At 69.5% G+C, this 23,337-nt stretch carries 19 protein-coding genes; 7 read left to right on the forward strand and 12 right to left on the reverse strand.

Features of this window, described 5'->3' with window-relative positions; all coding sequences use genetic code 11:
- Positions 1-83: 83 nt before the first annotated feature.
- Positions 84-4,067 carry a PAS domain-containing protein gene (locus tag U4E84_RS05755; protein ID WP_322531140.1) on the reverse strand — a complete coding sequence of 1,328 codons (3,984 nt, stop codon included), beginning with the start codon at positions 4,065-4,067 and terminating at the stop codon, positions 84-86.
- A 262-nt stretch (positions 4,068-4,329) separates the two neighbouring features.
- Between U4E84_RS05755 and U4E84_RS05760 the strand changes: the two genes are divergently transcribed.
- The gene (locus tag U4E84_RS05760) at positions 4,330-4,599 is read left to right on the forward strand and encodes a hypothetical protein (protein WP_322531141.1); all 270 of its coding nucleotides are present in this window, start codon (positions 4,330-4,332) and stop codon (positions 4,597-4,599) included.
- 286 nt (positions 4,600-4,885) lie between these two features.
- A complete protein-coding gene (locus tag U4E84_RS05765; protein ID WP_322531142.1) occupies positions 4,886-5,587 on the forward strand; it encodes a TVP38/TMEM64 family protein in 702 nt (233 codons plus the stop codon).
- 24 nt (positions 5,588-5,611) lie between these two features.
- On the opposite strand, the gene U4E84_RS05770 is transcribed toward U4E84_RS05765, so the two are convergent.
- Positions 5,612-6,034, reverse strand: coding sequence for a GtrA family protein (locus U4E84_RS05770; protein ID WP_322531143.1), 423 nt, complete (start codon positions 6,032-6,034; stop codon positions 5,612-5,614).
- Positions 6,034-7,602, reverse strand: coding sequence for a sulfatase (locus tag U4E84_RS05775; RefSeq protein ID WP_322531144.1), 1,569 nt, complete (start codon positions 7,600-7,602; stop codon positions 6,034-6,036). The genes U4E84_RS05770 and U4E84_RS05775 overlap by 1 nt, the downstream gene beginning before the upstream one ends.
- Before the next feature lie 271 nt (positions 7,603-7,873).
- Here U4E84_RS05775 and U4E84_RS05780 point away from each other — a divergent pair, with 271 nt between their 5' ends.
- Together U4E84_RS05780 and U4E84_RS05785 are read left to right on the forward strand one after the other, a co-directional pair.
- Entirely contained in the window at positions 7,874-8,830 is a 957-nt protein-coding gene (locus tag U4E84_RS05780) for an alpha/beta hydrolase (protein WP_322531145.1), read from the forward strand.
- A 42-nt stretch (positions 8,831-8,872) separates the two neighbouring features.
- Complete coding sequence (locus U4E84_RS05785; protein ID WP_322531146.1) at positions 8,873-9,199, forward strand: cupin domain-containing protein; 327 nt, start codon at positions 8,873-8,875, stop codon at positions 9,197-9,199.
- Positions 9,200-9,224: 25 nt separating this feature from the next.
- Here the strand turns inward: U4E84_RS05785 and U4E84_RS05795 are convergent, their stop codons facing one another.
- The 4 genes from U4E84_RS05795 to U4E84_RS05810 form a co-directional block, all read right to left on the reverse strand.
- Positions 9,225-11,474 (reverse strand): PGF-CTERM sorting domain-containing protein, encoded by a 2,250-nt coding sequence (locus tag U4E84_RS05795; RefSeq protein ID WP_369698423.1) that lies wholly within the window; start codon positions 11,472-11,474, stop codon positions 9,225-9,227.
- 230 nt (positions 11,475-11,704) lie between these two features.
- Positions 11,705-12,613, reverse strand: a complete 909-nt coding sequence (locus U4E84_RS05800) for a Vms1/Ankzf1 family peptidyl-tRNA hydrolase (RefSeq protein WP_322531147.1) — start codon at positions 12,611-12,613, stop codon at positions 11,705-11,707.
- A gap of 73 nt (positions 12,614-12,686) precedes the next feature.
- Positions 12,687-13,031 carry a DUF5802 family protein gene (locus tag U4E84_RS05805; RefSeq protein WP_322531179.1) on the reverse strand — a complete coding sequence of 115 codons (345 nt, stop codon included), beginning with the start codon at positions 13,029-13,031 and terminating at the stop codon, positions 12,687-12,689.
- A gap of 105 nt (positions 13,032-13,136) precedes the next feature.
- Positions 13,137-14,177 carry an NADP-dependent phosphogluconate dehydrogenase gene (locus U4E84_RS05810; RefSeq protein WP_322531148.1) on the reverse strand — a complete coding sequence of 347 codons (1,041 nt, stop codon included), beginning with the start codon at positions 14,175-14,177 and terminating at the stop codon, positions 13,137-13,139.
- Between the two features lie 120 nt (positions 14,178-14,297).
- Here U4E84_RS05810 and U4E84_RS05815 point away from each other — a divergent pair, with 120 nt between their 5' ends.
- Complete coding sequence (locus U4E84_RS05815; protein ID WP_322531149.1) at positions 14,298-15,014, forward strand: helix-turn-helix domain-containing protein; 717 nt, start codon at positions 14,298-14,300, stop codon at positions 15,012-15,014.
- Positions 15,015-15,107: 93 nt separating this feature from the next.
- Here the strand turns inward: U4E84_RS05815 and gcvPB are convergent, their stop codons facing one another.
- The 4 genes from gcvPB to fen all read right to left on the reverse strand — a co-directional run bounded on the left by gcvPB (position 15,108) and on the right by fen (position 19,584).
- Complete coding sequence (gene gcvPB / locus U4E84_RS05820) at positions 15,108-16,538, reverse strand: aminomethyl-transferring glycine dehydrogenase subunit GcvPB (RefSeq protein WP_322531150.1); 1,431 nt, start codon at positions 16,536-16,538, stop codon at positions 15,108-15,110.
- Positions 16,539-17,867, reverse strand: coding sequence for an aminomethyl-transferring glycine dehydrogenase subunit GcvPA (gene gcvPA / locus U4E84_RS05825; RefSeq protein WP_322531151.1), 1,329 nt, complete (start codon positions 17,865-17,867; stop codon positions 16,539-16,541).
- Positions 17,868-18,020: 153 nt separating this feature from the next.
- Positions 18,021-18,404, reverse strand: a complete 384-nt coding sequence (gcvH, locus tag U4E84_RS05830; RefSeq protein ID WP_322531152.1) for a glycine cleavage system protein GcvH — start codon at positions 18,402-18,404, stop codon at positions 18,021-18,023.
- A 202-nt stretch (positions 18,405-18,606) separates the two neighbouring features.
- The gene (gene fen, locus U4E84_RS05835; RefSeq protein WP_322531153.1) at positions 18,607-19,584 is read right to left on the reverse strand and encodes a flap endonuclease-1; all 978 of its coding nucleotides are present in this window, start codon (positions 19,582-19,584) and stop codon (positions 18,607-18,609) included.
- Between the two features lie 121 nt (positions 19,585-19,705).
- Between fen and fer the strand changes: the two genes are divergently transcribed.
- Together fer and U4E84_RS05845 are read left to right on the forward strand one after the other, a co-directional pair.
- Positions 19,706-20,362 (forward strand): ferredoxin Fer, encoded by a 657-nt coding sequence (gene fer, locus U4E84_RS05840; RefSeq protein WP_322531154.1) that lies wholly within the window; start codon positions 19,706-19,708, stop codon positions 20,360-20,362.
- Positions 20,363-20,486: 124 nt separating this feature from the next.
- Positions 20,487-21,041: a DoxX family protein gene (locus tag U4E84_RS05845; protein ID WP_322531155.1), complete on the forward strand. Its 555-nt coding sequence runs from the start codon at positions 20,487-20,489 to the stop codon at positions 21,039-21,041.
- 82 nt (positions 21,042-21,123) lie between these two features.
- Here U4E84_RS05845 and U4E84_RS05850 read toward each other — a convergent pair whose 3' ends face one another.
- On the reverse strand, positions 21,124-23,268 hold the full coding sequence (locus U4E84_RS05850; RefSeq protein WP_322531156.1) for an OB-fold nucleic acid binding domain-containing protein: 2,145 nt from the start codon (positions 23,266-23,268) through the stop codon (positions 21,124-21,126).
- Positions 23,269-23,337: the final 69 nt, after the last annotated feature.

A 23,337-nucleotide genomic window follows, 5' to 3' on the forward strand; every position in this document is an offset into this window, starting at 1 on the left:
CCCGCATTTCGGAACGACGAGCGCTAGCGAGGGGTCCGTAGCGGGCGTGAAACTGCCCCCGGGAGAGTTTCGACAGCGCTGCTTCACACCGACGCGGACAGTATCCGCTCAAACAGTTTCCGCTCGGCTTTCCGGAGGTGCAGGTGAAACGTAGGCGGAGACACGCCGAGCGATTCAGCGACTTCCTCGCCAGATCGGTCCCGTGGCCACTTGAAGTACCCCGCGTGGTAGGCTGCTTCCACCGCCGACCGCTGTCGGTCGGTCAGGTCTGCGACGAGCTGTCGGTTGAACGGGTGTGGCTCGTCCTCTACGCGGGTGAACTGCCGGCGGCGAACCATCTTGGCTCCGGGGTACACCTCTTTGACACTGTCGATGACTCGCCGGACCTCGACGGTCGGCGCGAGGTGGATCGTCATCCGAAAGTCCCCGTCCTCGATGACGGCGCTGTCGATATATCCGCCACGGGACGCCACGACAGAAAGCACCGATGAGTTGCTGATCCGGAGTTCGAAACGGGTGGGATCACCCGCCGATCGGACGGTAACCGACTCCCAGTACGGAATCGTTTCGACGAGCCCTCGGATCGATTCCATGGACTCCGGCGTGGCGGTCCCGTAGACGAGAGACTGTCCGTCGCCGATCGCAACCGTATGTTCGAACGTGACCGTCTCCTCCGTTTCGACCGGTGCATCCAGGACCGCGAAGAGGTCCTCGATCTGGAATTCCAGCTCGACGAGCTCGTCGCTCAGAAGCGCCTGTTTCTGCTCCGCAGCCGCAATGGCGTGACCGACGATCTCGCCGAGTTGGGTGAGCATCGTTCGCTCTTGGCCTGTGAACGCGTTCGGGCGGCCCGCGTAGATATTCAGCACGCCGTAGATGGTGTCGTCGTGGACGATCGGAACTGCAGCGGACGAGCGAAAGCCGTACTCCTCCATGGCATCGCGCCAGGGGTCGTAGCGGGAATCGTCCAGTTGGTCGTACGTGGCCTGGATCTCGCCCGTTCGGAGAGCGCGTCCCGTTGCTCCTTCGCTGCGTTCGTCAGTCGGGTCGACAGAGATCGTAATGTCGTCCAGGTATCCTTCGACGCCCGCTTCAGATCGCACGTTCACCGTCTGGGTGTTCGGGTCTACGTCACCGACCCAGGCGAACAGGTACGATTCCGTCCCTACGAGGCGTTCAGCGACCGTTTCTTCGATTTCTTCGCGCGTGGCTTGTTCGATGACCGCACTGGTGATATCTCGAATGACGTCGTTGAGGCTATTCAGCGCTGCCAGTTGCTCGCGCTGGTGAACCAGATCCTGCTCGTGCCGGTGACGGTCGATCGCGGCGGCAAGGATGTTTGCGACTGCCTGAACGAACGTGCCGTCGTGTTCGGAGAACTCTCTGCGGTCGGAATCGTGCGTGCCGAGGATGCCCCACGGGTCGTCGGCGGTACCGATGATCGAACTGATACCGCTCCGGATGTCGTGATCGCGGAGAAGGGCGGGGCCGCTAAACCTCGATTCGGTCGTCAGATCATCGACCAGGACCGGTTCCTCGGTCGTCAGTGTGTACGCCGCCTGCGAACCATCTTCGACGGCCGAGACCGTCGTGTCGCCGACGACGTCCTCGTCCCACCCGACGCCCTGACGCAACAGGAACTCTTCGGCGTCAGCGTCGAGGTCTAACACTTTGCAGTAATCGGTATCGAGCGTTTCTGCAACGAGGCGGGTGGTCTCGGCCAACAGCGCGTCCAGGTCCCAGTCTTCCAGCGCTCGTGTGCCGAGACCGGTGACCACTTGCTGCTGGCGGATTCGGTTCTGGAGTTCTTGTTCGCGTTGTTTCCGCTCCGTGATGTCTTGAGACATCGCCATAGCCAAGAACACGTCACCGCCCTCGTCCCGAACCGGGAGGAACTGGAACTGGTAGACTCGGTCGTCGACTGTGTCCACGAACCTGGAGGGAGTGCCCTCGAGTGCCTTCTCGTACCCGGGGATAACGACGTCCGCGAGTTCCGTCGGCAGTACCTCTCGAAGGAGCCCTCCTTCGAGGTCTCCTCTCGTCAGGTCCGTCTCTCCCTCTGGTGTGCCCCCGAAGGTGGTGTAGCGAACGTTCTCATCAACGAGGGCGACAGCCCCGTTGGGGAAGTTCTCGATGAGCGTCTGGAAGCGCCGTTCTTTTCGCTGGAGCGCTCGCTCGCGTTCCTTGCGCTCAGTAATGGTCCTGAAATGGACCGAGATCCCTGATTCGGAGGGATAGACGGTGTTCTCGAACCAGGTGTCGAGCGGTTCGTAGTACTCTTCGATACGAACCGGTGTCTGTTCTTCGAGGGCTCGCTGGAGCGCGGCATCGAACTGGGCAGTAGGGGAGAGTACCTCCTCGAGGCCCCGTCCGATCACCGACGACCCTTCCAGCCCCAGGAGTCGCTCTGCGTGGTCATTGACATAGGAAATTCGGAACTCGTGGTCGAGCGCGTAGAAGCCGTCCGAGATCCGCTCGAACATCTCGTCGAGTTCCTGCGTGAGTTCCTCGCGCTGGCGTTCCAAGCGGCGAGTCTGCTCTTTGAGCTGAGTGATGTCCTTTCCGGTCGTAACCACTCGTTCGATCTCGCCCTCGGCATCGAGAACGGGGGCAGCGTTGATGGTCAACCATCGGTGTCCGTTCTCGGGGAGCGCGACTCTGGCCTGCCAGTCGAACACGGCTTCGCCGGTGGCCAGCACCCGTGAGAAGGGGTGATCCTCAGGAGACACCCGTTCGCCATCGGCGTCGTACGTCGCTCGCTCTGCGGGTGCATAGGACTCCGCGTGGTCGTCGGGAATCTCGAGGATCTCCAGAGCGCGGTCGTTCATCCGCGTTATCTCCCCGTCCCGGTTCAGTACCTGAATTCCGATCGGGCTCACTGCGAGGATCTGGTCGGTGAGATCCCGTTCGTGTATCACCTCCTCCTCGATCTGCCTCCGAACGAGGAGCTCTCCGAGATCCGCCGCGATGGACGAGACGACTTCGATGAGGCGTTCGTCGGTGTCTCGGATCTCCCTCATGAGGAAGGTGAGCACGGCCACGACCTCGTCGCCCGCGACGATCGGAACTCCGAGCGAGGATTTCAGGTCGGCGTCGATGGCTCTCTCACGCCGTGGATACGCCTCGAACGAACCGCTCGGAAGGTCGGCCGCCCACTCGAACTCGCCGGTCGCCCAGACGCGCCCGGGGAGGCCCTCGTTCCTCTCGAACGTGTATCCCTCCGAGAACACCGCGAACTCGGCGAAACCGTCTTCGTAATACTCGATCTCCGTGCGACGTAGCTTCCCGTCGTCTGTCGGGACCCAGACCTCGGCGTACTCCCAGTCAGTCAGTTCGCAGACGTTCTGTAGCGCCGCCCGTAACCCGTCGTGGAAGGTCTCGGCCCGGGCGATGTCGCGCGTCGTCTCGTACTGCAGTTCGCGTTCGGCCTCCCTACGCTTGCGGTCGGACATGTCGCGCGTGACCGTCGCGTATCCGATGAGGTCGCCCTCGTCATCCCGGAGTGCGGTAAGGGTAACGTTCGCCCAAAAGCGCGAGCCGTCGTCGCGCACCCGCCACCCCGCACCTCGTATCGAGCCCTCGTGAGCGGCCGCTCGCAGGTTTCGTTCGGGGATCCCGCTCGCTCTATCTTCCTCCGTGTAGAACGTCGACACATGCGTGTCGAGGATCTCCTCTGCGTCGTACCCCGTGATACGTGCAGCACCGGGATTCCACGTCCGGACGTACCCATCGGGGTCGAGGAGACAGATCGCGTACTCGTCGGTCGCCTCGACGAGCAAGCGGAACTGTCGTTCCACGCGGGTGACCTGCGCTGATCGGCCGGCTCGGATGTTCCAGTCGTCGCCCGCTTCGGGCGGTGGCTGCGGCCGCCACCATATCCTGGCACTCGCTCCGACCTTCTTCGTTTTGAGGCGGCCGTGCTCGACGAGTCGCTCCAGCCTGTTGTACGCGGTCCGTCGGCCGAGGCCGAGGCGGTCTGCGACCTCCGGCGTCGTCAACGGTTCCGCTGTCTCATCGAAAATGCCACCGATCTCGTCCAGTTGCGCCGTGAGCGAATCGCGATCCATTGCGTGTCTACCGGCCTCTCGCTTCATCAACTTTCCGCCGACGGAAAGCCAGAGGAACGGATTGTGGGATATCCCGACACCTACGCTACACGTAAATCTCACCAAACCGCACTATACAGTTAGTATAACGATCGTTACAGTTGACGTCGGTCTAATCAGTTATGGACCGCGCTTACGATTGCGGGGGGCATTCACAGAAACAGCAGCGTCGCCCTACAAGACCACAATGTCCAGTAATACAGACGAATTCAGGAGCAAGCAGGTGAGCACGACCAGTCTAACCGAGAGCGAGCGACACGCGCTCTTGAGCTCCGAACGCCGCCGTGTGGTGCTCGATGTCCTCGAAGAACAGCCCGCGGAGGTGCAGCTCGCAGACTTGGCGTCCGACGTCGCTAAACGAGAAGTCGGTCTCGATGCAGTGGAGTCAGAGACGGTGAAACGCGTGAAAATCACGCTGCACCACAACCACCTGCCAAAGATGGACGAGCTCGGGATCCTCGCGTACTGCCCGAATTCGCATCAGATCAGTTGAATCGAACGCTCGGCCTCCCTCCTCAGCGAGCGCTGACCGACGGGAACACGGACGGGACGGGGATCCCGCGTTCACGAGGGCCTGCTCTCGTGGGCGACCGAGACGCTTCGCGTGCGCGTCGCCCCGGCTCGCTTCTCCCGCATCCGGTTTCGTCCTGACCAGCGGTGGCCTTCGGTAGGCCGCACTCCCGGTCGTGCGAGAGGGAGGGTTTGGGAGCGAGGAGGCAGGCGACACCGACTGCAACTTTGACAACCTTCAAGTCCGCCGCTGGCTGGATGTAACACGAATGAAGCTCTTCGCCTCGGCGTCGGACAGACGACGGGGGATCCTCGCGCTCGTCGGCGTCGCGGTCGCGTTCCTCGGCCTCTACCTCCTCGTCCGCGAGTACGCCGCGTTCCTCACGGACGCCGAGGCGCTGCGCCTGTGGCTCCGGCAGTTCGGGGTGCTCGCGCCGCTCGTGTTCGTCGCCATCCAGGCGCTCCAGGTGATCGTCGCACCGATCCCGGGACAGGTCGTCGCCCTCGTCGCGGGGTACCTCTTCGGTCCGCTCTGGGGCACCGTGTACAGCGTGGCGGGCGTGCTGATCGGGAGCGCTATCGCCTTCTCGCTGTCGAAGCGCTACGGCCGGTCGTTCGTCGAGGACGTGCTACACAAGGACGTCGTCGCCCGGTTCGACGGGTTCGTCGACACCGTCGGGCTCCCGGGCCTGTTCGCGTTCGTGATCATCCCCGGGCTCCCGGACGACGCCATCTGCTTTTTAAGCGGACTCACGAAGTGGCGGCTCCCCGCGTTCATGGCCGTCATCGCCGTCGGCCGACTCCCCGCGTACGTGCTCACGGTGTACGCCGGCGGCGAACTGGCGAGCGGGCGGTTCCTCTCCGGGATCGCGCTCGTCCTCGTCGTCGTCCTCGCGTCGGTGGTCGGCTACTACAAGCAGGAGGCGATCCGCGACGTCATCGCCCGAGTCGAGCCCCGACTCCCCTTCTGACCGGGAACCCGTCGGACCGCCGCGTCACCCCCACGTCCACTGCGAGTCGAGGGCGAAGCGGTAGAGCCCGCTGACGAAGATGGCGAACGCGTTCGCGACGAGGTACATGATCGCCGCCCACTCGACGAGTACGAACAGGACGCCGAGCTGGATCGGGATCGCGCTCCCGCGAACCACGTTCGTCTTGAGCATTCCGTAGAGGTACTGGCCGACGCCCGTGTGCTGGCTCGCCTCGAACGTCCAGGCGTTGTTGAACACGTACGACAGGAGGATCGTGATCTCGATGGCGATCGTCGCGCCGATCAGGTAGTTGATCCCGATGACGTCGACGAACGCCCACAGCAGGACCATCTGTACCCCCGCGGCGAACGCGCCCACGATCACGAACCGACGGAGTTGGACGGCGATCGGACCGCTCGCGAGGTCGCGGAGGATCGCCCGGACCATCACCGATAGCCGAGCGCCTCGAGCCGGGCCTCGAGGTCCTCGTCGACCTCGTCGTCGTCCGTCGCGTCCCCCTCTCGGTCGCGAAGCTCGGCGGCGTGGGACGCGGCGATCGGCGCGAATCGCTCGACGACGGCCAGCTCCTCCTCGGTCGGGTCCGCGGACAGGTCCTCCTGCTGGGTCGGGTCCGAGGGGCGGTGGTACAGCTCCGTCTCGCCCGTGTCCGTGTTCTCGATGTAGGTCCACTCCGCGTCGCGGACGCTCACGAGGAGGTCGCCGTCGGCCATCGACCGCGGGATCGGCTGTTCGGTCACCTCCTCGCCGCGGACCGTCACCGAGACGACGGGGTCCTGTTCCGGCTCGGCGTCGCTACGGACCGCGGGCGCCACCGACTCTCCGCGCCACTCCGGCGGCGACTCGACGCCGAGTAAGTCCGCCACGGTCGGCGGGATCGCGTCGAGTCCGACGTGTTCGGACACGCGGCCGCCGTTCTCGCCGGGGACGTTCACGATGAGCGGAACGTGGATCAGCTCGTCGTACAGCTTCGGATAGTGCGCGAGGTGGCCGTGCTCTTGGAACTCCTCGCCGTGGTCGCCCGCGATCACGATCGCTGTCTCGTCGGCGACGCCCGCCGCCTCCAGCGCGTCGAGCAGGCGTCCGACGCTGGCGTCGACCTGCCTGACGGTCGCCTGGTACAGCGTCCGCAGCTCGCGGAGGGTCCGCTCGCCCACCTCCAGCCCGAGGCTCGTGCGGGTGTGCGCGTGGAGCATCCGGTGGGTCCCGATGAGCCCGTCCGACACCTCGCGAATGTACCGCGGCGCCGGGACGTACGGCGTGTGGGTGTCCATGTAGTGGGTCCACAGGAAGAAGGGCCCGTCGGCGTCGTCGATGAAGTCCGTGGCCGCGTCCTCGACGTCGAACATTCGCGAGGCGTCGAGGAACGGGCGCTCGTCGCTCTGTCCGCGGAGCTTCGAGCCGAGCCGCCTGACCGGCGAGGTGAGAAGCTGGATCCACGCCTCCACCGTCGGGTGCGCCGCGAGGTACCGGCTGTACCGGCTGGACCCGACGCTGGTGACGAACGGCTCGAACTCGTCGAACCCCTCGGGGTACCCCCAGTGAGACGTGAGGAAGCCGTTCGCGGCGTTGAAGCCGCCGGTCGCGATCCCCGCCTCCGACAGCACCGAGGCGAGCGTCCGCGAGTCGGCCACGCCGATGTTCCCGTTCCTGGCGAACACGGGCTCGGAGGCGAGGATCGACGGGAACGAGAACGGCGTCCAGTTGCCGGTCGCGAACGCCCGGTCGAAGACGGCCCCGTCGCCGGCGAGGTCCGCGATCACCGGCGAGATCCGGTCGGCGTCGTAGGGCGCGATCGCGTCCGCGCGAAGCGAGTCGATCGTGACGAGGACGACGTTGGACACGGTGCCCGCCGAGTCCGCCGCCGTCGAGGGGGCCGCAGCGCTCTCCGTCTCGTTCGGCGCGGGCTCGGTCGGTGCGTGTTCGGTCGTCGAGTTCTCGCCCGATCCGGAAGCGGTCGATACGGTCCCGTCCGATTGTGACGTGTCCGGTGCCATGTTATGCGGTGAGTGTCTCCGACGCCGCAGCGCCGCGGATCCGTCCGAACGGCCGCGACGCGCTGACCCGTCGCGACACGTCCCGTCCGCGCGCGGAACGGGAGGCGGGCGTCCGTCGAGGAATCGGGTCCGAGAGGGTCCCTCGCCTCGTCGAGCCGCGCGTCAGAAACACGAGTATGTCACAGAGGCGGCCTGCCAGCGGCTTGAGGATTTCGATCCCGGTGTGCGGCCGCGAGCGTAGCTATTTGCCGCCGGCGCCCGACGATCGGGTATGAGCGACGCGTCGGCCGAAGCGGTCTGCGGTCCGGACGCCCTCGACGCGACGGTCCCGTCGGACGAGATCCCCGAGGGGGTGCCGGGCGAGTCGCGGGCGGTCGCGACCAACGGCGTCCGGCTCCACGTCGTCGAGGCGGGACCCGAGGACGGGAAGCTGCTGGTGCTGCTCCACGGCTTCCCCGAGTTCTGGTACGGCTGGCACGAGACGATCGCGGCGCTTGCCAACGCCGGGTACCGGGTCGTCGTCCCCGACCAGCGCGGGTACAACCTCTCTGAGAAGCCGCCGTCGGTGAGCGACTACCGGATCGACGAGCTCGCCAGCGACGTCGTCGGGCTGATCGACGCGTACGGGCGCGAGACCGCCGCCGTCGCGGGCCACGACTGGGGGGCCGCGGTGGGGTGGTGGCTCGCGCTGCACCGCGCCGACCGGCTCTCGGAGCTCGTCGCCGTCAACGTGCCGCACCCGACGGTGTTCGAGGAGACCCTCCGCAGATCGTGGGACCAGCGGCTCAAGAGCTGGTACGTGCTCGCGTTCCAGCTCCCGACGCTCCCCGAGGCCGTCGCGAGCGCCGGAAACTGGCGGCTGGCCGTCCGGGGGCTCCGCGAGTCGAGCAACCCCGGTACCTTCGACGACGAGGACTTCAGACGCTACCGACGCGCGTGGAGCCGCGAGGGCGCCTTCGAGGCGATGGTGAACTGGTACCGCGCGGTCGTGCGGGACCGTCCCGAGCCCGAGCGGACCCGCGTCGAGGTCCCGACACTGGTGATCTGGGGCGCGAGGGACCGCTTCCTCGCCAAGCGGATGGCCGGCCGGAGCGTCGACCGCTGCGCTGACGGCCGACTGCTGACGGTCGACACCGCGACCCACTGGATCGTTCACGAGGAGCCGCACCGCGTCGCCGAGGCGATAGCCGACCACGCCGACCCGCTCCCGCCCGGTGCGCGCGAGTAGCACCGGCGCCACACTTTATACCGACGGCGACGACCGTCGGGCATGACCCTCGACAGGTACGCGGACGCCGTCGACGGCCTCGAACCCGCGGCGGGCGAGGTCGAGACCGCCGAACTCGTCGTCACCGACGACGTGCTCGTCAAGGCGTTCGTCCTCGGTCCGGGCGGCGCCGTCGACCCGCACGAGCACGCCGACGCGACCAACGTCTTCCACGTGATCGCGGGCGAGCCGACGGTGATTCGGGACGGGGCCGAGGAGACGCTCGCCGCGCCCGCGGTGGTCCCGAACGAGCGCGGCGCGGTCCACGGCGCCCGGAACGACACCGACGAGCGCGCGGTGCTCACGGCGAGCCTCTGTCCGCTCCCCTGACCGACGGACGGGGCGCCCCCGGCGTTCAGCGGTCGCGCCGGCCGCCGCGCCCACGACGACCGAGCAGCGCGCCGGTCGCCAGCAGCGCCGTCACCGCGACGGCGGGACCGAACCCGGGTACGCCGTCGTCCGTCGCTCTGTCGAGCGGCCCCTCGCCCTCGACGGTCACGGTCGTCGAGGCCTCGTCGACGGGCCCCGCGACGGTCACGGTCACCTCGCGGTCGTCCTCGATCGGTCCGCCCGCGCCACCTGACTCGCCGAGCGTCACGTTCCGGGCCACGGTCGCCTCCTCGTCCGCGTCGAGGCGCACGGGCGCGGTGGCGACCGTCTCGCCGTCGACGCGGAACTCGACGTCTCCGCCCGCGGGGAGGTTCGCGTCGTTGGCGACCGCCGCGGTCACGCGGACCGACTCGCCCGCGGTCACGCGGTCCGCGTCGGTCGAGACGTTCCCGACGCGCGGGGGTGCGGGCTCGGAGACGTCGACGGTCAGCGTCTCGCCCGCGATCCGGACCTCGTACTCGCCCGGCTCCGCGAACGCGTGCTCGAAGCGCGCGGTCGTCTCTTCCCCGGCGTCCACCGATCCGGTCCGGTTCGCGACCGGCTCGCCGTCGACGGTCAACGCGAGGTCGTACTCGCCGGCGACGCCGCCCGTGTTCGTGACGAGTACCGAGAGCTCGAGCGCCTCGCCCGCGACGAGCTCGACCGGGTCGCGGTCGACGGAGCGGTTCCGGTACTCCCCCGTCGCCCGTATCTCCTCGTCGTCGAGCGCGTAGCCGACCTGCGCCGGCGTCTCGCCGAAGGCCTCGGCGTGGGCCGTCCGGTCCCACGTCTCGGCCGTCTCCCGCGTGGTCGTCAGGCGTTCGGCCTCGTCGCGGACGTCGGCCGCGGTCTCGTCGTCGGCGCCCTCGGCGGCGGCCGACTCGACGGCGTCGAGGACGTCTTCGTTCGTGATCCGTCCCTCGGCCGCGTTCAGCTCGCGGAGGACCGTCGCGAGCGAGGCGCCGCCGTCGGTCGCGACGCGGATCCGGCGGTCGATCGCTCCGGCGACGAGCGCGCCCTTGGTGTAGTCGGCGTTCCCCTCCCACGTCCCGGGGTCGGCGAGCACCGCGGAGGCGTCGGGGCCGCGCTCGCCGCGCGCCAGCGTCCGCTCGAAGTCGTCGAAGTCGGCGGCGCCGCGGTCGAGCGCGAACAGGGCGGCGTAGTACGTCGCGCTCCCCTCGGTGAACCACCGACCGCTCGGCTCGGCCCGGTACGCCTGCCGCGTGTGGACGTACTCGTGGGTCCAGACGTCGGCCGCCGTGCCCGCCGGCTCCGTGTCGCGGACCCACAGGTCGGCGTCGCCGGTCTGGAGCCCGCGGACCCCCCACGTGACGCCGTCGGTGGGCGCGGCGACCGCGAACACCTCGTCGTCGCGCGCGCCGACCGGGAGGGCGGTCGCGGACGACTCGAAGGCGCCGAACACCTCGTCGGGCGAGGCCTCCATGTCGGCCGCCTCGGGGACGATCAGCCGGTAGCGCTGACCGGCGGCCTCGCGGACGCGCTCCTCGTAGGGGCCGAGAAAGGCCATCGCCTGGGAGGCGACCCCCTCGCCGTCGACGGCGTTCTCGCGGATCAGCCGGACCTGGCCCTGGTACTCGCCGGTGTACGACCAGCCCGCGCTCGTCCGCGGCGTGCGGACCAGCGACCACTCGCCGGCGTCGACGAACCGGTAGGAGCCGCGGGCGCCGAGCGGCCCGTCGTCGTCGACGGTGTCGTTCGCGTCCATCGCGTACGTGAGCGAGGGGTCCTCGGTCTCGCCGTCCCACTCCCAGGCCGACGCGTCCGAGTCGGCGTCGTCGTCGGGCTCGAACCCGTCGGCCTCGACCGCGTCGTCGTTCGCGCTCAGCAGCCTCAGGCGAAACGCCGTGACGCGGTCGGGGAGCCGCACGCGGGTGGTAACGCCGACGGTCCCTGCCTCGTCGGTCGTCGACAGCTCGTTCCGCAGGCGGATCGCGTCCTCGTCGTCGACCTGGCTCCTGTCGGCGCTTCCGGCCGCCCCGGGCGAGATGGGACCGACCGACCCGTGGAACGCGGTCCCGCCGAGCGCGGCGTCGTCGGCCGCGTCGCCGGCCGCGACGACGGGGCTCGCGCCCGCAGTCGAGACCTCCCCGCCCGGTGCGGTGGGGTCGTCGACCGCCGCACCCCCGGCGACGGAGAGCGCACCGACGAGCAGAACGGCGGCGATCGAGGCCGCGACGACGGACCAGATAGCGGGGCCCGGATCCGACCGCGTCATGGCAACTCCGACCGTGTCATGGTTCCCTTACCGGGCGTCGCCGACATAGGCCTGTTCCTCCGCGGGCGCGCCCGACCCGAAAACGCGGCGGAGACGCAAAAAATCCGAGCGGCGGGGGAGGGAGCGAGTGACGGCCCCCCGAGAACGAATATGGTAGCGTGACACATAGGTATTGATCGCCTACTACCGGAAACGGCGGTCTCGGCCGCTGACCGCGCGGACGGTGCGCGTCAGATCGCGTGGATACGTGCGGTCCAGAAGTCGCGGAAGGCGTCCTCGAGGGCGGGCTTCGGCTTCCCCGTGGCGTCGGAGACGTCGGTGACGTCAGCGTGCTCGCGGACCTCCCCGAGGACGCTCCGCTCGCCGACGACGATCACGCGGTCGACGTCGTCCGCGTCGGCGACGGCGGCCAGTTCGCGGCTCGCCTTCTTCAGGTGGTCGTCGATCTGGCCCTCTCGGCGGCGCTCGAAGCGCCCCTGCGAGAAGCCCCCCTTCGAGTGAGCCTCCTTCACGTCGGAGGTGAACCCCTCGAAGGCGACGCGCTCGTCGCCCTCGTAGGTGCCGAGCGCGAACGTGTCGGCGCGGACGAGCGCGAACGCGACCCGCCCGGTCGGGCGGAACCACGCCTCTTCCAAGCGAAACTCGTCTCCCCACCGGTCGAACGGTTCGGGCTCGATCGGCGGCGAGACCGCCGCGCTCACCGCGTCCGAGTCGTCGGCGAGGACGACTGCGGGCGCGGCCCGCCGGACCAGCCGGGTGCGGTCGCCGAACCAGTCGGAGACCGTCGCCGGGACCGCGTCGTCGTCGGGAACGAACGCCGTGAGCAGCCCTTCCGGGTCGTCGCTCTCGACCCCTCGAAACCGGTCGAGGACGTCGGCCAGCCGCGCCCCGCGGGCGTCGGTCACGCGGCGGAACTCCACGGACGCCTCCTCGCCGTCCGCCCGACCGAGTCGCTCCTCTAACGACTCGATCCGGTGTTCGAGCTCGTTGACGCGCTCCTCGGCGCGCTGGCGGTCGGCGACCGCGTCCGAGCGGCGCTCCTCCTCGGCCTCCGTGCGGCGTTCGAGGTGGCGCTTCTCCTCTTCCAGCTCTGCGATCCGCTCTTTCAGCTCGGCGCGCCCGAGCAGCCTGTCGATCATATCCGAACGGCGACCCCCTGCGACCTAAAAGGTGCGTCTGCGGCGAGGTAATCGCGAACGAATGGATGCCGTACTACGCGTTCGCGAACGGTTCCCAGCCCTCCCAGCGCAGCAGCGCCTCGGCGCGGTCGGCGTCCGCCAACAGGACGTTCCGCCGGTCCGGGAGGGTCTCGTCCGCGAACGTCTGGGGGACCGCGAGCGTCCCGCTCGGCACGTCGTCGTCGCCGGCGACGGGGATGTGACCGGCGCCGACCTTCATCACGAGGGGCGCGTCGAGCCGCTCTATCCCCTCGCCGTCCGCGTACAGCTGCTCGTTGACGTGCTCGTGGTCGACCCGCTGGATGACGGCGCGGTCGCCGTCGTGGGGCTCGACGTACAGTTCCCCCAGGTAGTATCCGCTCGAAAATCGCTCGAACATGCTGTGCGTGGTATCCTCTGACACGGTGATACATAAGCGTTACTCGGAGCGCGATCGAATACGAGAATCCACATTTCCGTGAACCGCGTGGCCTCCGCGACGACGCTACTGCCCGTCGGCCCGCCGCGCGACCTCGTGGCGCCCGAAGCCGTACCGAAGCCGGTTGGCGAGCCGTCGCGAGAACCGGCCCTCGTTCCGCGAGTCGAACCGCTCCGCTAGCGCCTGGTAGATGAGCGGCACGGGGACCTCCTGTTCGAGCGCCTCCTCCACCGTCCAGGTGCCGGTGGATCCGCCGGCGACGTGATCGGCGACGTCGCCCAGGTCGGAGCCCTCCTCGCGGAACGCCTCCTCGCACAGTTCGAGGAGCCACGACCGGATCACGGCGCCGTTGTTCCACGTGCGCGCGACCGACTCCATGTCGAGGTCGTACCGGCCCTCGGCCAGCAGCTCGAACCCCTCGCCGTACGCCTGCATCAGCGCGTACTCCACGCCGTTGTGGACCATCTTCACGTAGTGGCCCGCCCCGGACTCGCCCATCCGGTCGTGGCCGTTCGGCCCGGTCGCGACCGCGTCGAGGACGGGCACCAGCTCCTCGTAGGCCCACTCCGGGCCGCCGACCATCAGCGAGAAGCCCTCCTCGGCGCTGGCCGGGCCGCCGGACGTGCCGCAGTCGAGGTAGGCGGCGTCCGTCTCCGCGGCGCGCCGGACCGACTCGCGGAACCGGGAGTTGCCGCCGTCGACGACCACGTCGTCGCCGTCGAGGTGCGGCTCTAAGTCCGCCAGCGTCGCGTCCACCGCGTCGCCCGCGGGCACCATGCGCCAGATCCGCTTGCCTCCCTCCTCGTCCCGTCCGGCACCGTCGGACCCCTCCAGCCGATCGCAGAGGTCCGCGACCGAGTCCGCCGGCTCCGCGCCCGCCTCCGCCGCTGTCGCCGTCGCCTCCGCGGAGAGGTCGAACGCGACCACGTCGTGGCCGGCCTCCGTCGCCCGGTTCGCGACGATCTGTCCCATCCGTCCGAGTCCGATGACGCCGAGTTCCATGCGCGAGGGGTGGCGACCGCCCGCCGTAGTGGTTCCGATTCGGACGGGCGCCGCGTCGAGCGACGCGCCGAGGTCGATCCACCGATCCCGTCGAGGCGGCCGCATACGCCGGCTGCCCACTTAATCCCTAAACGCATGAAGGGACAGCGAAAGGGAACGAGGAGTCGTAGCATCGGCACAAATGTCTCGAGACGCCGGCGCGATGGTGGCCGCGAGGTGGTACCGATGAGCCGGACGCGACTGCGCCTCGACCTCCCGGCCGGCTCGTGGCTCGGCGACGCCTCGCGCGCTCGTCCCGGCGCGACGCTTCGCGTGAAGGGGGCCGTCGCCGCGGACGGCGGAGACGTGGTCGCGCTCTCGGTGGGCGGCGTCGGCCGCGCCGAGGCGATCGAGGCGATCCGCGACCACGAGGCCGTACAGCGGGTCGACGTCGTCGAGCGGCGGGGGGGCGGAACGGTCACCCGAGTCGTCGGGCGACCGCCCGCACACGTCGCGGCCGCCCGCCGAGTCGGCCTCGTGATCCCGTCGACCGTCGACGTCGCCGACGGCGCGGCGACGCTGACGCTCGTCGACGACCGCGCGCGCCTCTCGGCGTTCGCTCGCCGGCTCGCCGCCGAGGGGGTCGCCGTCGCCGTCGAGGCGGCCGGCGACGACCCGGAGCCGACGCTCACCGACGCCCAGCGCGAACTCCTCCTCGCGGCGGTCGAGGCGGGCTACTACGACACGCCGCGGGGCTGTACGCTCACGGACCTCGCCGCCGACCGCGACATCGCGAAGTCGACCTGCAGCGAGACGCTCCACCGCGCCGAGGGGCGGGTGTTGCGGCGGTTCGTCGACGGCGACCTCCGGTTCGACGCCGCCGACGCCTCGGAGCGCGCCGACCGTCGGCGCGCGGCTTCCGACGCCGGCGAGGCGTTCGAGGCCTCCGTGACCGAGCCGTAGCCAGCGGAGGCGCAGCCAGAGAGGGCGTAGCCGTAACCGGCGGGACGCACGGCCGAAGAAGCGGAGGCGACGGTCGCGAGGAGCGCGTCCGGCTCACTCCCCGTCGAGCGCCTGCCACGAGAGCCGGGGGTTCCGCGCGGCGCTCACCTGGTCGATCCGGCCCGCGGCGGTGCGGCTCGGCGCGGTGTCGAGCGCCGCGTCGGTGTCCGCGTACGCGAGGTTGAACGCCTCCGCGAGGTCGTCGAGGGAGGACTGTCCCTCTATCTCCGTCGGCTCCGTCAGCATCGCCTCGGGCACCATCTCGGGCCACTTCGTCGTCGGCGGGTGGACGCCGAAATCGAGCATGCGCTTGGCGACGTCGGCGGCGTCGCGGTCGCCCGCCGTCGCCGCGAACTCGTGGTGGAAGGGGCCGTACGGCACGTCGAGATCGATCCGCTCGGCGAGGTAGTTCGCGTTGAGCACGGCCTTCGCGGCCGCGTCGGCGAGCCCCGCGTCCCCGAGGCGGGCGACGTACGCGTACGCCTTGATCAACACGAGCCAGTTGCCGGTGAACCCGTGGACCTTCCCGATCGTGTGTTCGGGGTCGAACCGCTCGTATCCGCTCGCGCTCGGGTTCTCGCGGACCCGCGGAGCGGGGAGGAACTCGGCCAGTTCGTCGACGACGCCGACCGGCCCCGCTCCCGGACCGCCGCCGCCGTGGGGGGTCGCGAACGTCTTGTGGACGTTGTAGTGCATCACGTCGAACCCCATGTCGCCCGGGCGAGCGCGACCGAGCAGCGCGTTGAGGTTCGCGCCGTCGTAGTAGAGCAGCCCGCCGGCGTCGTGGACGATCTCGGCGATCTCCGTGATGTCGCGCTCGAAGAGCCCGACCGTGTTCGGGTTGGTGAGCATGAGCGCGGCCGTGTCGTCGCCGACGGCCGCCTCCAGCGCCTCGACGTCGACCCGACCGTCCTCGTCTGAGGGGAGCTCGACCACGTCGTAGCCCGCGGTCGCGGCGGTCGCGAAGTTCGTCCCGTGCGCCGAGGCCGGGATCACGACCTCCGACCGGTCGTTGCCGTGGTGCTCGTGGTACGCTTTCGCGACGAGGATGCCCGTGAGCTCGCCGGCGGCGCCAGCGGGGGGCTGGAGCGTGACCGCGTCCATGCCGCCGATCTCGGCGAGGAACTCCTGGAGCCGGTACTGCAGTTCGAGGTTCCCCTGCACGGAGCGCTCGGAGCGGTCCGGATGGACGGCCGCGTTCGGGTCGGCGGCGACGTCCTCGGTGAACTTCGGGTTGTACTTCATCGTGCAGCTCCCGAGCGGGTACGGTCCCGAGTCGATCGACCAGTTCATCTGCGAGAGCCGGGTGTAGTGGCGGGCGATCTCCGGCTCCGAAGGCGCGGGCAGGGTGAGTTCGTCGCGCGTCAACTCGTCCGGCAGCGGCGAGTCCGCGGTCACGTCGACCGTCTCCTGCCCCTTCTCCGAGAGCAGCGGCTCCCGCACGTCCTCGGCCTCGCGCTCGTAGCTGGCCTGGTCGTGGATCACTCAGATCACCTCCTCGAACGCCGCGACGAGGTCGTCGGCTCGGCCGGCGTTCAGGTCCGTCACGCACACCTGCAGGAGGTGCTCATCGATCACGTGGACCGCGAACCCCTCGGCCTCCAGGTCCTCGGCGATCGGGGCGGCCGGCTGATCGACGCGCACGGCGAACTCCCGGAGGTGGTGGCGGTCGTGGACCGGCGCGACGGCGCCCTTCAGCCCGTCGATCCGCTCGGCGAGCGCGGCCGCCTCGCGGACGCAGTCGTTCGCGAGGTCGGCGAGGCCGTCCGGCCCCAGCGTCGCCGCGTGGATCGCCGCGCGGAGCGCGACCCACGCCTGGTTCGTGCAGATGTTGGAGGTCGCTCGCTCCTTGCGGATGTGCTGTTCGCGCGTCTGGAGGGTGAGCGTGAACGCGCGGTCGCCGTCGGCGTCCTCGCTCGCGCCGACGAGCCGCCCCGGAACCTGCCGGAGGAACTCGTCGCTGCAGGCGAAGATCCCGAGCCCCATCCCGTAGGCGGTCGGGAGCCCGAGCGCGCCGGCCTCGCCGACGACGACGTCGGCGCCGACGCTCGCCGGCTCTTCGAGGACCGCGAGCGAGACGACGTCGGAGCCGAGGGCGAACAGCGCGTCGCCGTCGGCCGCGATGTCGCCGATCGCCGCGAGCCGCTCCTCGACGCAGCCCCGGACCGTCGGAGTCTCTGCGTACACCATGACGACGTCGTCGCCGACGCGGCTGGAGAGCGCGTCGACGTCGGCGTTGCCGTCGGCCATCGGGTACGCCTCGACGGTCAGGTCGGCGCCCGCACAGTAGTTCTCCAGCACCTCGCGTTTCCCCTCCCGGAGGTGCTCGGGGACCAGGACGACGTCGCCCGAGGCGGACCGGACCCGGTCGGCGAGCGTCGCCGCCTCGCCGAGCGCGGTCGCGGCGTCGTACATCGAGCAGTTCGCGACCGGGAGCCCCGTCAGCTCGACCAGCATCGACTGGTACTCGAACAGCGCCTGGAGGAACCCCTGCGCGATCTCCGGCTGGTACTGTGTGTAGCTCGTGAGGAATTCCGCGCGGTCCGAGAGGTGGTCGACGACGCTCGGCACGTAGTGGCCGTAGTGGCCCCGGCCGAGGAACTCGACGAGGTCGTCGTTGCGCGCGAAGATCCGCGAACACTCCGCGCGGATCTCCCGCTCCGTGCGCGGCTCGATCCCGAACGCGCCGTCGAAGGCGACGTCGTCGGGGATGTCGAACAGCGCCTCCTCGTCGTCGGCGCCGATCGCCGAGAGCATCGCCGCGGTCTCGTCGTCCGTGTGGGGCGCGTACGGGCTGCCGCTCGCCCCGCTCATCGGTCCGCTCCCGCGCGTCGGCTCGGTCCCGCGCGTCCGCCGTCGCTCTGTCGTTCGGTGCCGGATCGTCCGTCGAAGGGTGGCGTGGTCATTGGCGTGTGTCCGCTGGTGAGTCCCGCTCCGGAGAGCGGTCCGCTCCGTGGTGCGCGTCCGCTACGCGATCTGCGCGTCGTACTCGTCGGCGTCGAGGAGGCCGTCGGCGTCGCCGCCGTCGACCGGGTCGACCTCGAGCAGCCAGCCGTCGCCGTACGGGTCCTCGTTGACGAGCTCCGGCCGGTCGAACAGCTCCTCGTTGACGGCGACGACCTCGCCCGAGACCGGCGCGTACAGGTCGGAGACGGCCTTTATCGACTCGACGACCCCGAACGGCTCGCCGGCGGCGATCTCGTCGCCGACCTCGGGGAGCTCGACGAAGACGACGTCGCCGAGCTCGTCCTGCGCGAAGTCGGAGACGCCGATCCGGACGGCGTCGCCGCCGGTCGTGACCCACTCGTGCGATTCCAGGTACCGTAGCTCGTCGGGAACTTCGAAGCTCATTGGTGAGAGGTGACGTCGCGGATCTCCCGGTGCGGCGTGCGAGACTGCGCCGTGCCGGCGCGGCGAAACCGCCACCGCGAGGCGGTGCCGACCGGCCGCAGCCGCGGCCGAGAGGTGGTCCACGACACGTGTGTCTCCCCCTTCAGACGACGAGGAGATAAAAGGTGTGTTCGCGGAGTCGACGCGGTCGCGCCCGGTTAGGTCACGTCCACCGGTCGAGCCCGGTCTGCACCTGCGACTCGGCGATGCGCTCGAAGCCGCGCTCCACCTCGTCGGCCGCGACGCCCCACTCGTCGACGACGTAGGCGCGGGCGGCCTCCACGTCGGGGTTCACGGCGGCGTCGACGTCGACGTCGACCGCCGGCGGGTTCATGAACAGCTCGCGGATCTCGGCGGCGTTCGGGATCTCGGCGCCGCGCGCGTCGAGGACGCCCCAGAGGTCGCCGTGCTCTCTGACCGCTTTCACCGCGGTCTTCGGCCCGACGCCGCGGACGCCCTCGTTGAAGTCGGTGCCACACAGCATGGCGACGTCGACGAGCCCCTGCCGGTCCAGTCCCAGTTCGTCGAGCGTCGCCGCGAGGTCCATCAGCTCCGGGTCCCCCTTGCTCGTCAGCTGGCGGAGCGTCGTCGGAGCGCCGAAGAGCAGGGTGTCGTAGTCCTCGCTGCCGGCGTGGTCGACCGTCCCGCGCGCCGCCATGTGCGCGCACTGCGCCTCCCCCTCGGCCGGCGCCTCGACGACCGGCACGTCGAGCAGGCGGAGCAGCTCGCGGGTCGTCTCCTGAATGGTGTCGGTGAGCCGCTGCGTCCGGGCCTCCAGCCGGGCCGCCTCCACGGCGTCGCCGCGCTCCGCGGCGGCCGCTCGTCGCTCCTCGGCCCGCTCGCGCTTCTCGCGGCGGTCAGCGACCTCGTCGGCCTTCAGGTCGGTCACGGCACCGTCGAACACCATCACCGGGACCAGGTCGTGCTCGAAGAACTTCGGGAGCCCCTGGACGACGCCGATCAGGTTCGCGACCTCGACCCCGTCGGCGGTCGTGTACGCCCCCTCGGCGGTCCACTTCACCGTCGTCGTGAGGTACCGGTACAGCCAGTTGTGCGCGTCGACGGCGACGACGCTCCCCTCGATCTCCTCGAAGGCGACGTCTCGGATCGCCGCGAGGTCGCGTAGGTCCGCGTTTCCCATTAGGCGATCCCTCGGCGTCGCGGCTCTTAAACCATCGATTCGGATCGGGCGACGACCGCCTTCCCGCGCTGCCGGCTTGTGGAGCGTTTATGTGCGTCAGCCGACTAGGACCCGACAGCGAATGGTCTCGCCGTTCGAGGTGTTGAGAGTCGACGAGGACGCCGACGAGGCCGCGATCGAGCGCGCCTACCGCGACCGCGTGAAGGAGGCGCACCCGGACCAGGGAGGGACCGTCGAGGAGTTCCAGCTCGTCAGGCGCGCCTACCGCGAGCTGGACGCGCGGGCGGCAAACGGGAACGGCGGCGACGTCACCGCCGCTGCCGACGTCGATCTGACCGACGACGCGGGCGATGTCGCCGAGGTGGAGCCGGTGAGCGTCGAGTTCCTCGACTACGAGGCGCTCGTCGACTACGGCTGGTCGCTCGACGACGACGACCTGTTCCGGAAGGCGTCACACGCGACCCTCGACGAGATCGAGCACGGGCGCCTGCTCGTCGAGCCCGACGAGAGCCTGCTGGAGGCGGCCGAAAATCGCGGGTTCGGGTGGCCGTTCTCCTGTCGCGGCGGCGCCTGCGCGAACTGCGCGGTGTACCTCGTGGCGGGCGAGCTCTCGCAGCCGGCCAATCACGTCATGCCGGAGGAGCTCGCGGAGCGGGGGTTCAGGCTGTCGTGTAGCGGCTATCCGGTGAGCGACGAGCTGAAGGTCGTGTTCAACGTGAAACACCTCCCCGAACTCGACGACCTCATCCTTCCACCGGGGCCGTTCACGAGGCGGTGACCGACCGGGACGGCAGCGTCTCCGTCGATCTCGCGCGCGTCCGGAGAGTCGTATCAAAAAGTATATATGTAAAATGAAATAGCTAAGCGAACATATATATGTGATTGTCGGGTTGGTCCCTCTCATGAGTTCGAGTGAGGTGCATTTACGGAGCACGATCGGCGGCGTCTCGGTCGAAGGACAGCTCCACACGCTCAGCGTGTGGTTCATCCTCGCGCTCCGGCTGATGATGGGACTGGCGTTCCTCCAGGCCGGTCTCAGCAAGCTGTTGGGCGGCGAGTTCAACGCCGCGGGCTACCTCGCGAACCAGCCCGCCTCGAACGGCAGTCCGCTGGCCGACCTGTTCGTCGCGATGTCCGAGATGCCGCTGTTCATGGAGTTCGTGAACGTCGCCGTTCCGTGGGGACAGCTCTGTATCGGGCTCGGCCTTCTCGTGGGGTGTCTCACTCGACTGGCCGCGTTCTGGGGTGCGTTCATGATGGTGCTGTTCTACTTCGGCAACTGGGACGTCGCGCACGGCTACATCAACGGCGACTTCGCGTACATGCTCGTGTTCCTCTCGGTCGCCGCCTTCGGCGCGGGCCGAATCCTCGGGCTGGACGCCACGATCGAACAGTACGACGTCGGCGGGCAGCCGCTCGTCGAGCGGTACCCGTGGACGAGGTACCTGCTCGGCTGACCGGCCGAAGCGTTCCGCAGAAAGCACGCGGGTGAAACCCCCGTCTCCGAAGAGGCGAATCCGCGCGCTCGTCTGTCCTCCCTCAGAACGCCTCGGCGACGGCGGCGACGACGGCGTCCTCGACGGCGTCGCGCTCGCCCGAGAGGAACTCGATCTTGCCCTCGCGGAGCCCGGCGGTCGCGATGTCTGCGGCGGGCGCGAGCTCGGCCGCGCGCTCGGCCACGTCGCGGACGGAGACGTCCGCGCTCGTCCGGACGTACAGCTCGTCGGTGCCGATGCCGACGGTCGCGTGCGCCTCGCCGTTCGCGCGGCGGCGGTGGAGGTCGTCGAGCAGGAGCGGCGTCGGCGGGAAGTCGTAGCGGTGGGTGTAGCCGTCCGTGTCGAGCACGTCGAACTCGACGCCGTCGACGGCCTCGGTGACGACGTTCGCCGTCGCCGTCCCGATCTCGGTCTCCAGCTTCTCGCGGAACTGCTCGGAGACGTGTGCGGCGAGGTCGCCCCCGTCCGAAAAGAGGAGGTCGGCGACGAGCTCGCGTTTGTCCTGGTACGACTGGTAGTACGCCTCTAAGGCGATCGCCTCGCGGAGCTCCGCGACTCGCTCGACGTCGTAGCCCGCGTCGCGTGCGAGGTCGACGTAGCGGTCGGGTGCGTCCGCCCAGTAGCTCACGGCCGGGAGGTGCCGCAGGTCGTCGCGGACATCGTCGTTGACCGCGGAGGCCAGCGAGGCGACGAGCGCGCCCGTCGAGAGGTCTCCGTCGATGTCCGCGATCTCCGGGGAGACGAGCGTGTCGACGGCCTCGCGGGTCTCGGGGTCGGCGACCTCGGCGTCGACGACGACCGCGTCGACGCCGTAGACGGACAGCAGGTCGATCCCGTCGGCGGACTCCACGGTGGAGCCCGTGCCGACGAGCAGAAACAGCGGAAGCTGCTCGTCGTGGCGGTCGCGGTCCTGCAGCATGCGGGTCGCGTCGTTCGTCGCCGCGTCCATCCCGTACACCGGGTCGTCGAGCGGGCGTCGGGTGAAGTAGTGGTACTCCGCGTCGCTCTTGGAGTGCTCGTCGCGGATCAGCGGGAGGACCGCGCGCTCGACCGCCGCGCCGGCGACGTAGCCGTCGGCGGTGGCGGGATGTCGCACGACGATGGGGCGCGATTCGAGGACCGCGCGGCGGACTGCCTCGGCGGCGTCGAGCAGGCCGTCGGCGAGCTGCGCGATCGTCTCGTCGCCCGCGAGCGGCTGGAGCCCCTCGGGACGCGCCTCGTCGGTGAGCGCCTCGGCGAGCCGGCGGCGGACCGCCTCGGCCTCCTCGCCGTCGAGGAGGACGAGCGCCTCCGACTCGACCTGCACGTCGCCTCGGTGACTCTCGACGTCGCCGTCGATCCGCACGGCGTCGCCGACCTCCACCTCGGGGTACGCGCGGACGCCCGGCTCGACGAACGCGGCGACGTCGACGACGCCGGTCTCGTCGCGTACCTCGAAGACGGTGGGGCCGCCGGTCTGTCGGACGCCGACCACCTCGCCGTCGATCCGCACGGCGTCGCCGACGGCCTCGGAGAGGGTCCCGATGTCGACGCGCTCGCGGTCCTCGTCGAGGTCGTCGGCCTCGTCAGAGTCGTCAGATTCGACGGTCCCGGAGTCGTTCGTCTCGAAGTCGTCCGTCGCGCCGGTCGCCCCCTCGCTGGCGGTCCCGCCGTCGACCGGCTCGGCGTCGCCCGCGCCGTCGCCGTGGGCCGCCCCGGACTCGGTCGCGCCGTCGTCCGCGTCTTCGCCGTCCGCTCCCCCGTCGCTCTCGGACGCGTCGGCGTCGTCGCTCTCGTCGTCGCCGCTCTCGTCGTCGCCGTCTTCCTGCGGCAGGCTCTCGGTCTCGCCGTCCTGCACGAGGACGCCGCGGAACTCGCGGTCGGCCTGTCGGATCGACCACGCGAGGTCGATGTTGCCGTTGTCGCGGACGCCTTTCACCTGGACGAACACCTCGTCGCCCGGCTCCCAGTCGAGGCTGTCGAGTCGGCGGTCGAGTTCGGAACGGTGGAGCAGCCCGGTCACGCCCGGTGCGAGGTCGACGAACACGCCGAACTCGGCGTAGCCGTCGACGACGCCGCGGTAGAATCGGTCGGAGACGAGCTGGTGCGGCGAGTCGCCCTGAAAGTCGAACACGACGTCCTCCTGGTGCGGATCGCAGATTCGACCGCCACCGTCGACGTCGGCGCCACAGATGATACAGGATCCCATTTGAGTACACCGAACATCTCGGGCCTAAAACGGTTGTCGAAAGCCTCGCGGGAGCCGACGCTCCGCGAT

This window comes from Halorubrum sp. AD140, assembly GCF_034497445.1.
In the GTDB taxonomy this organism is placed as follows: Archaea; Halobacteriota; Halobacteria; order Halobacteriales; family Haloferacaceae; genus Halorubrum.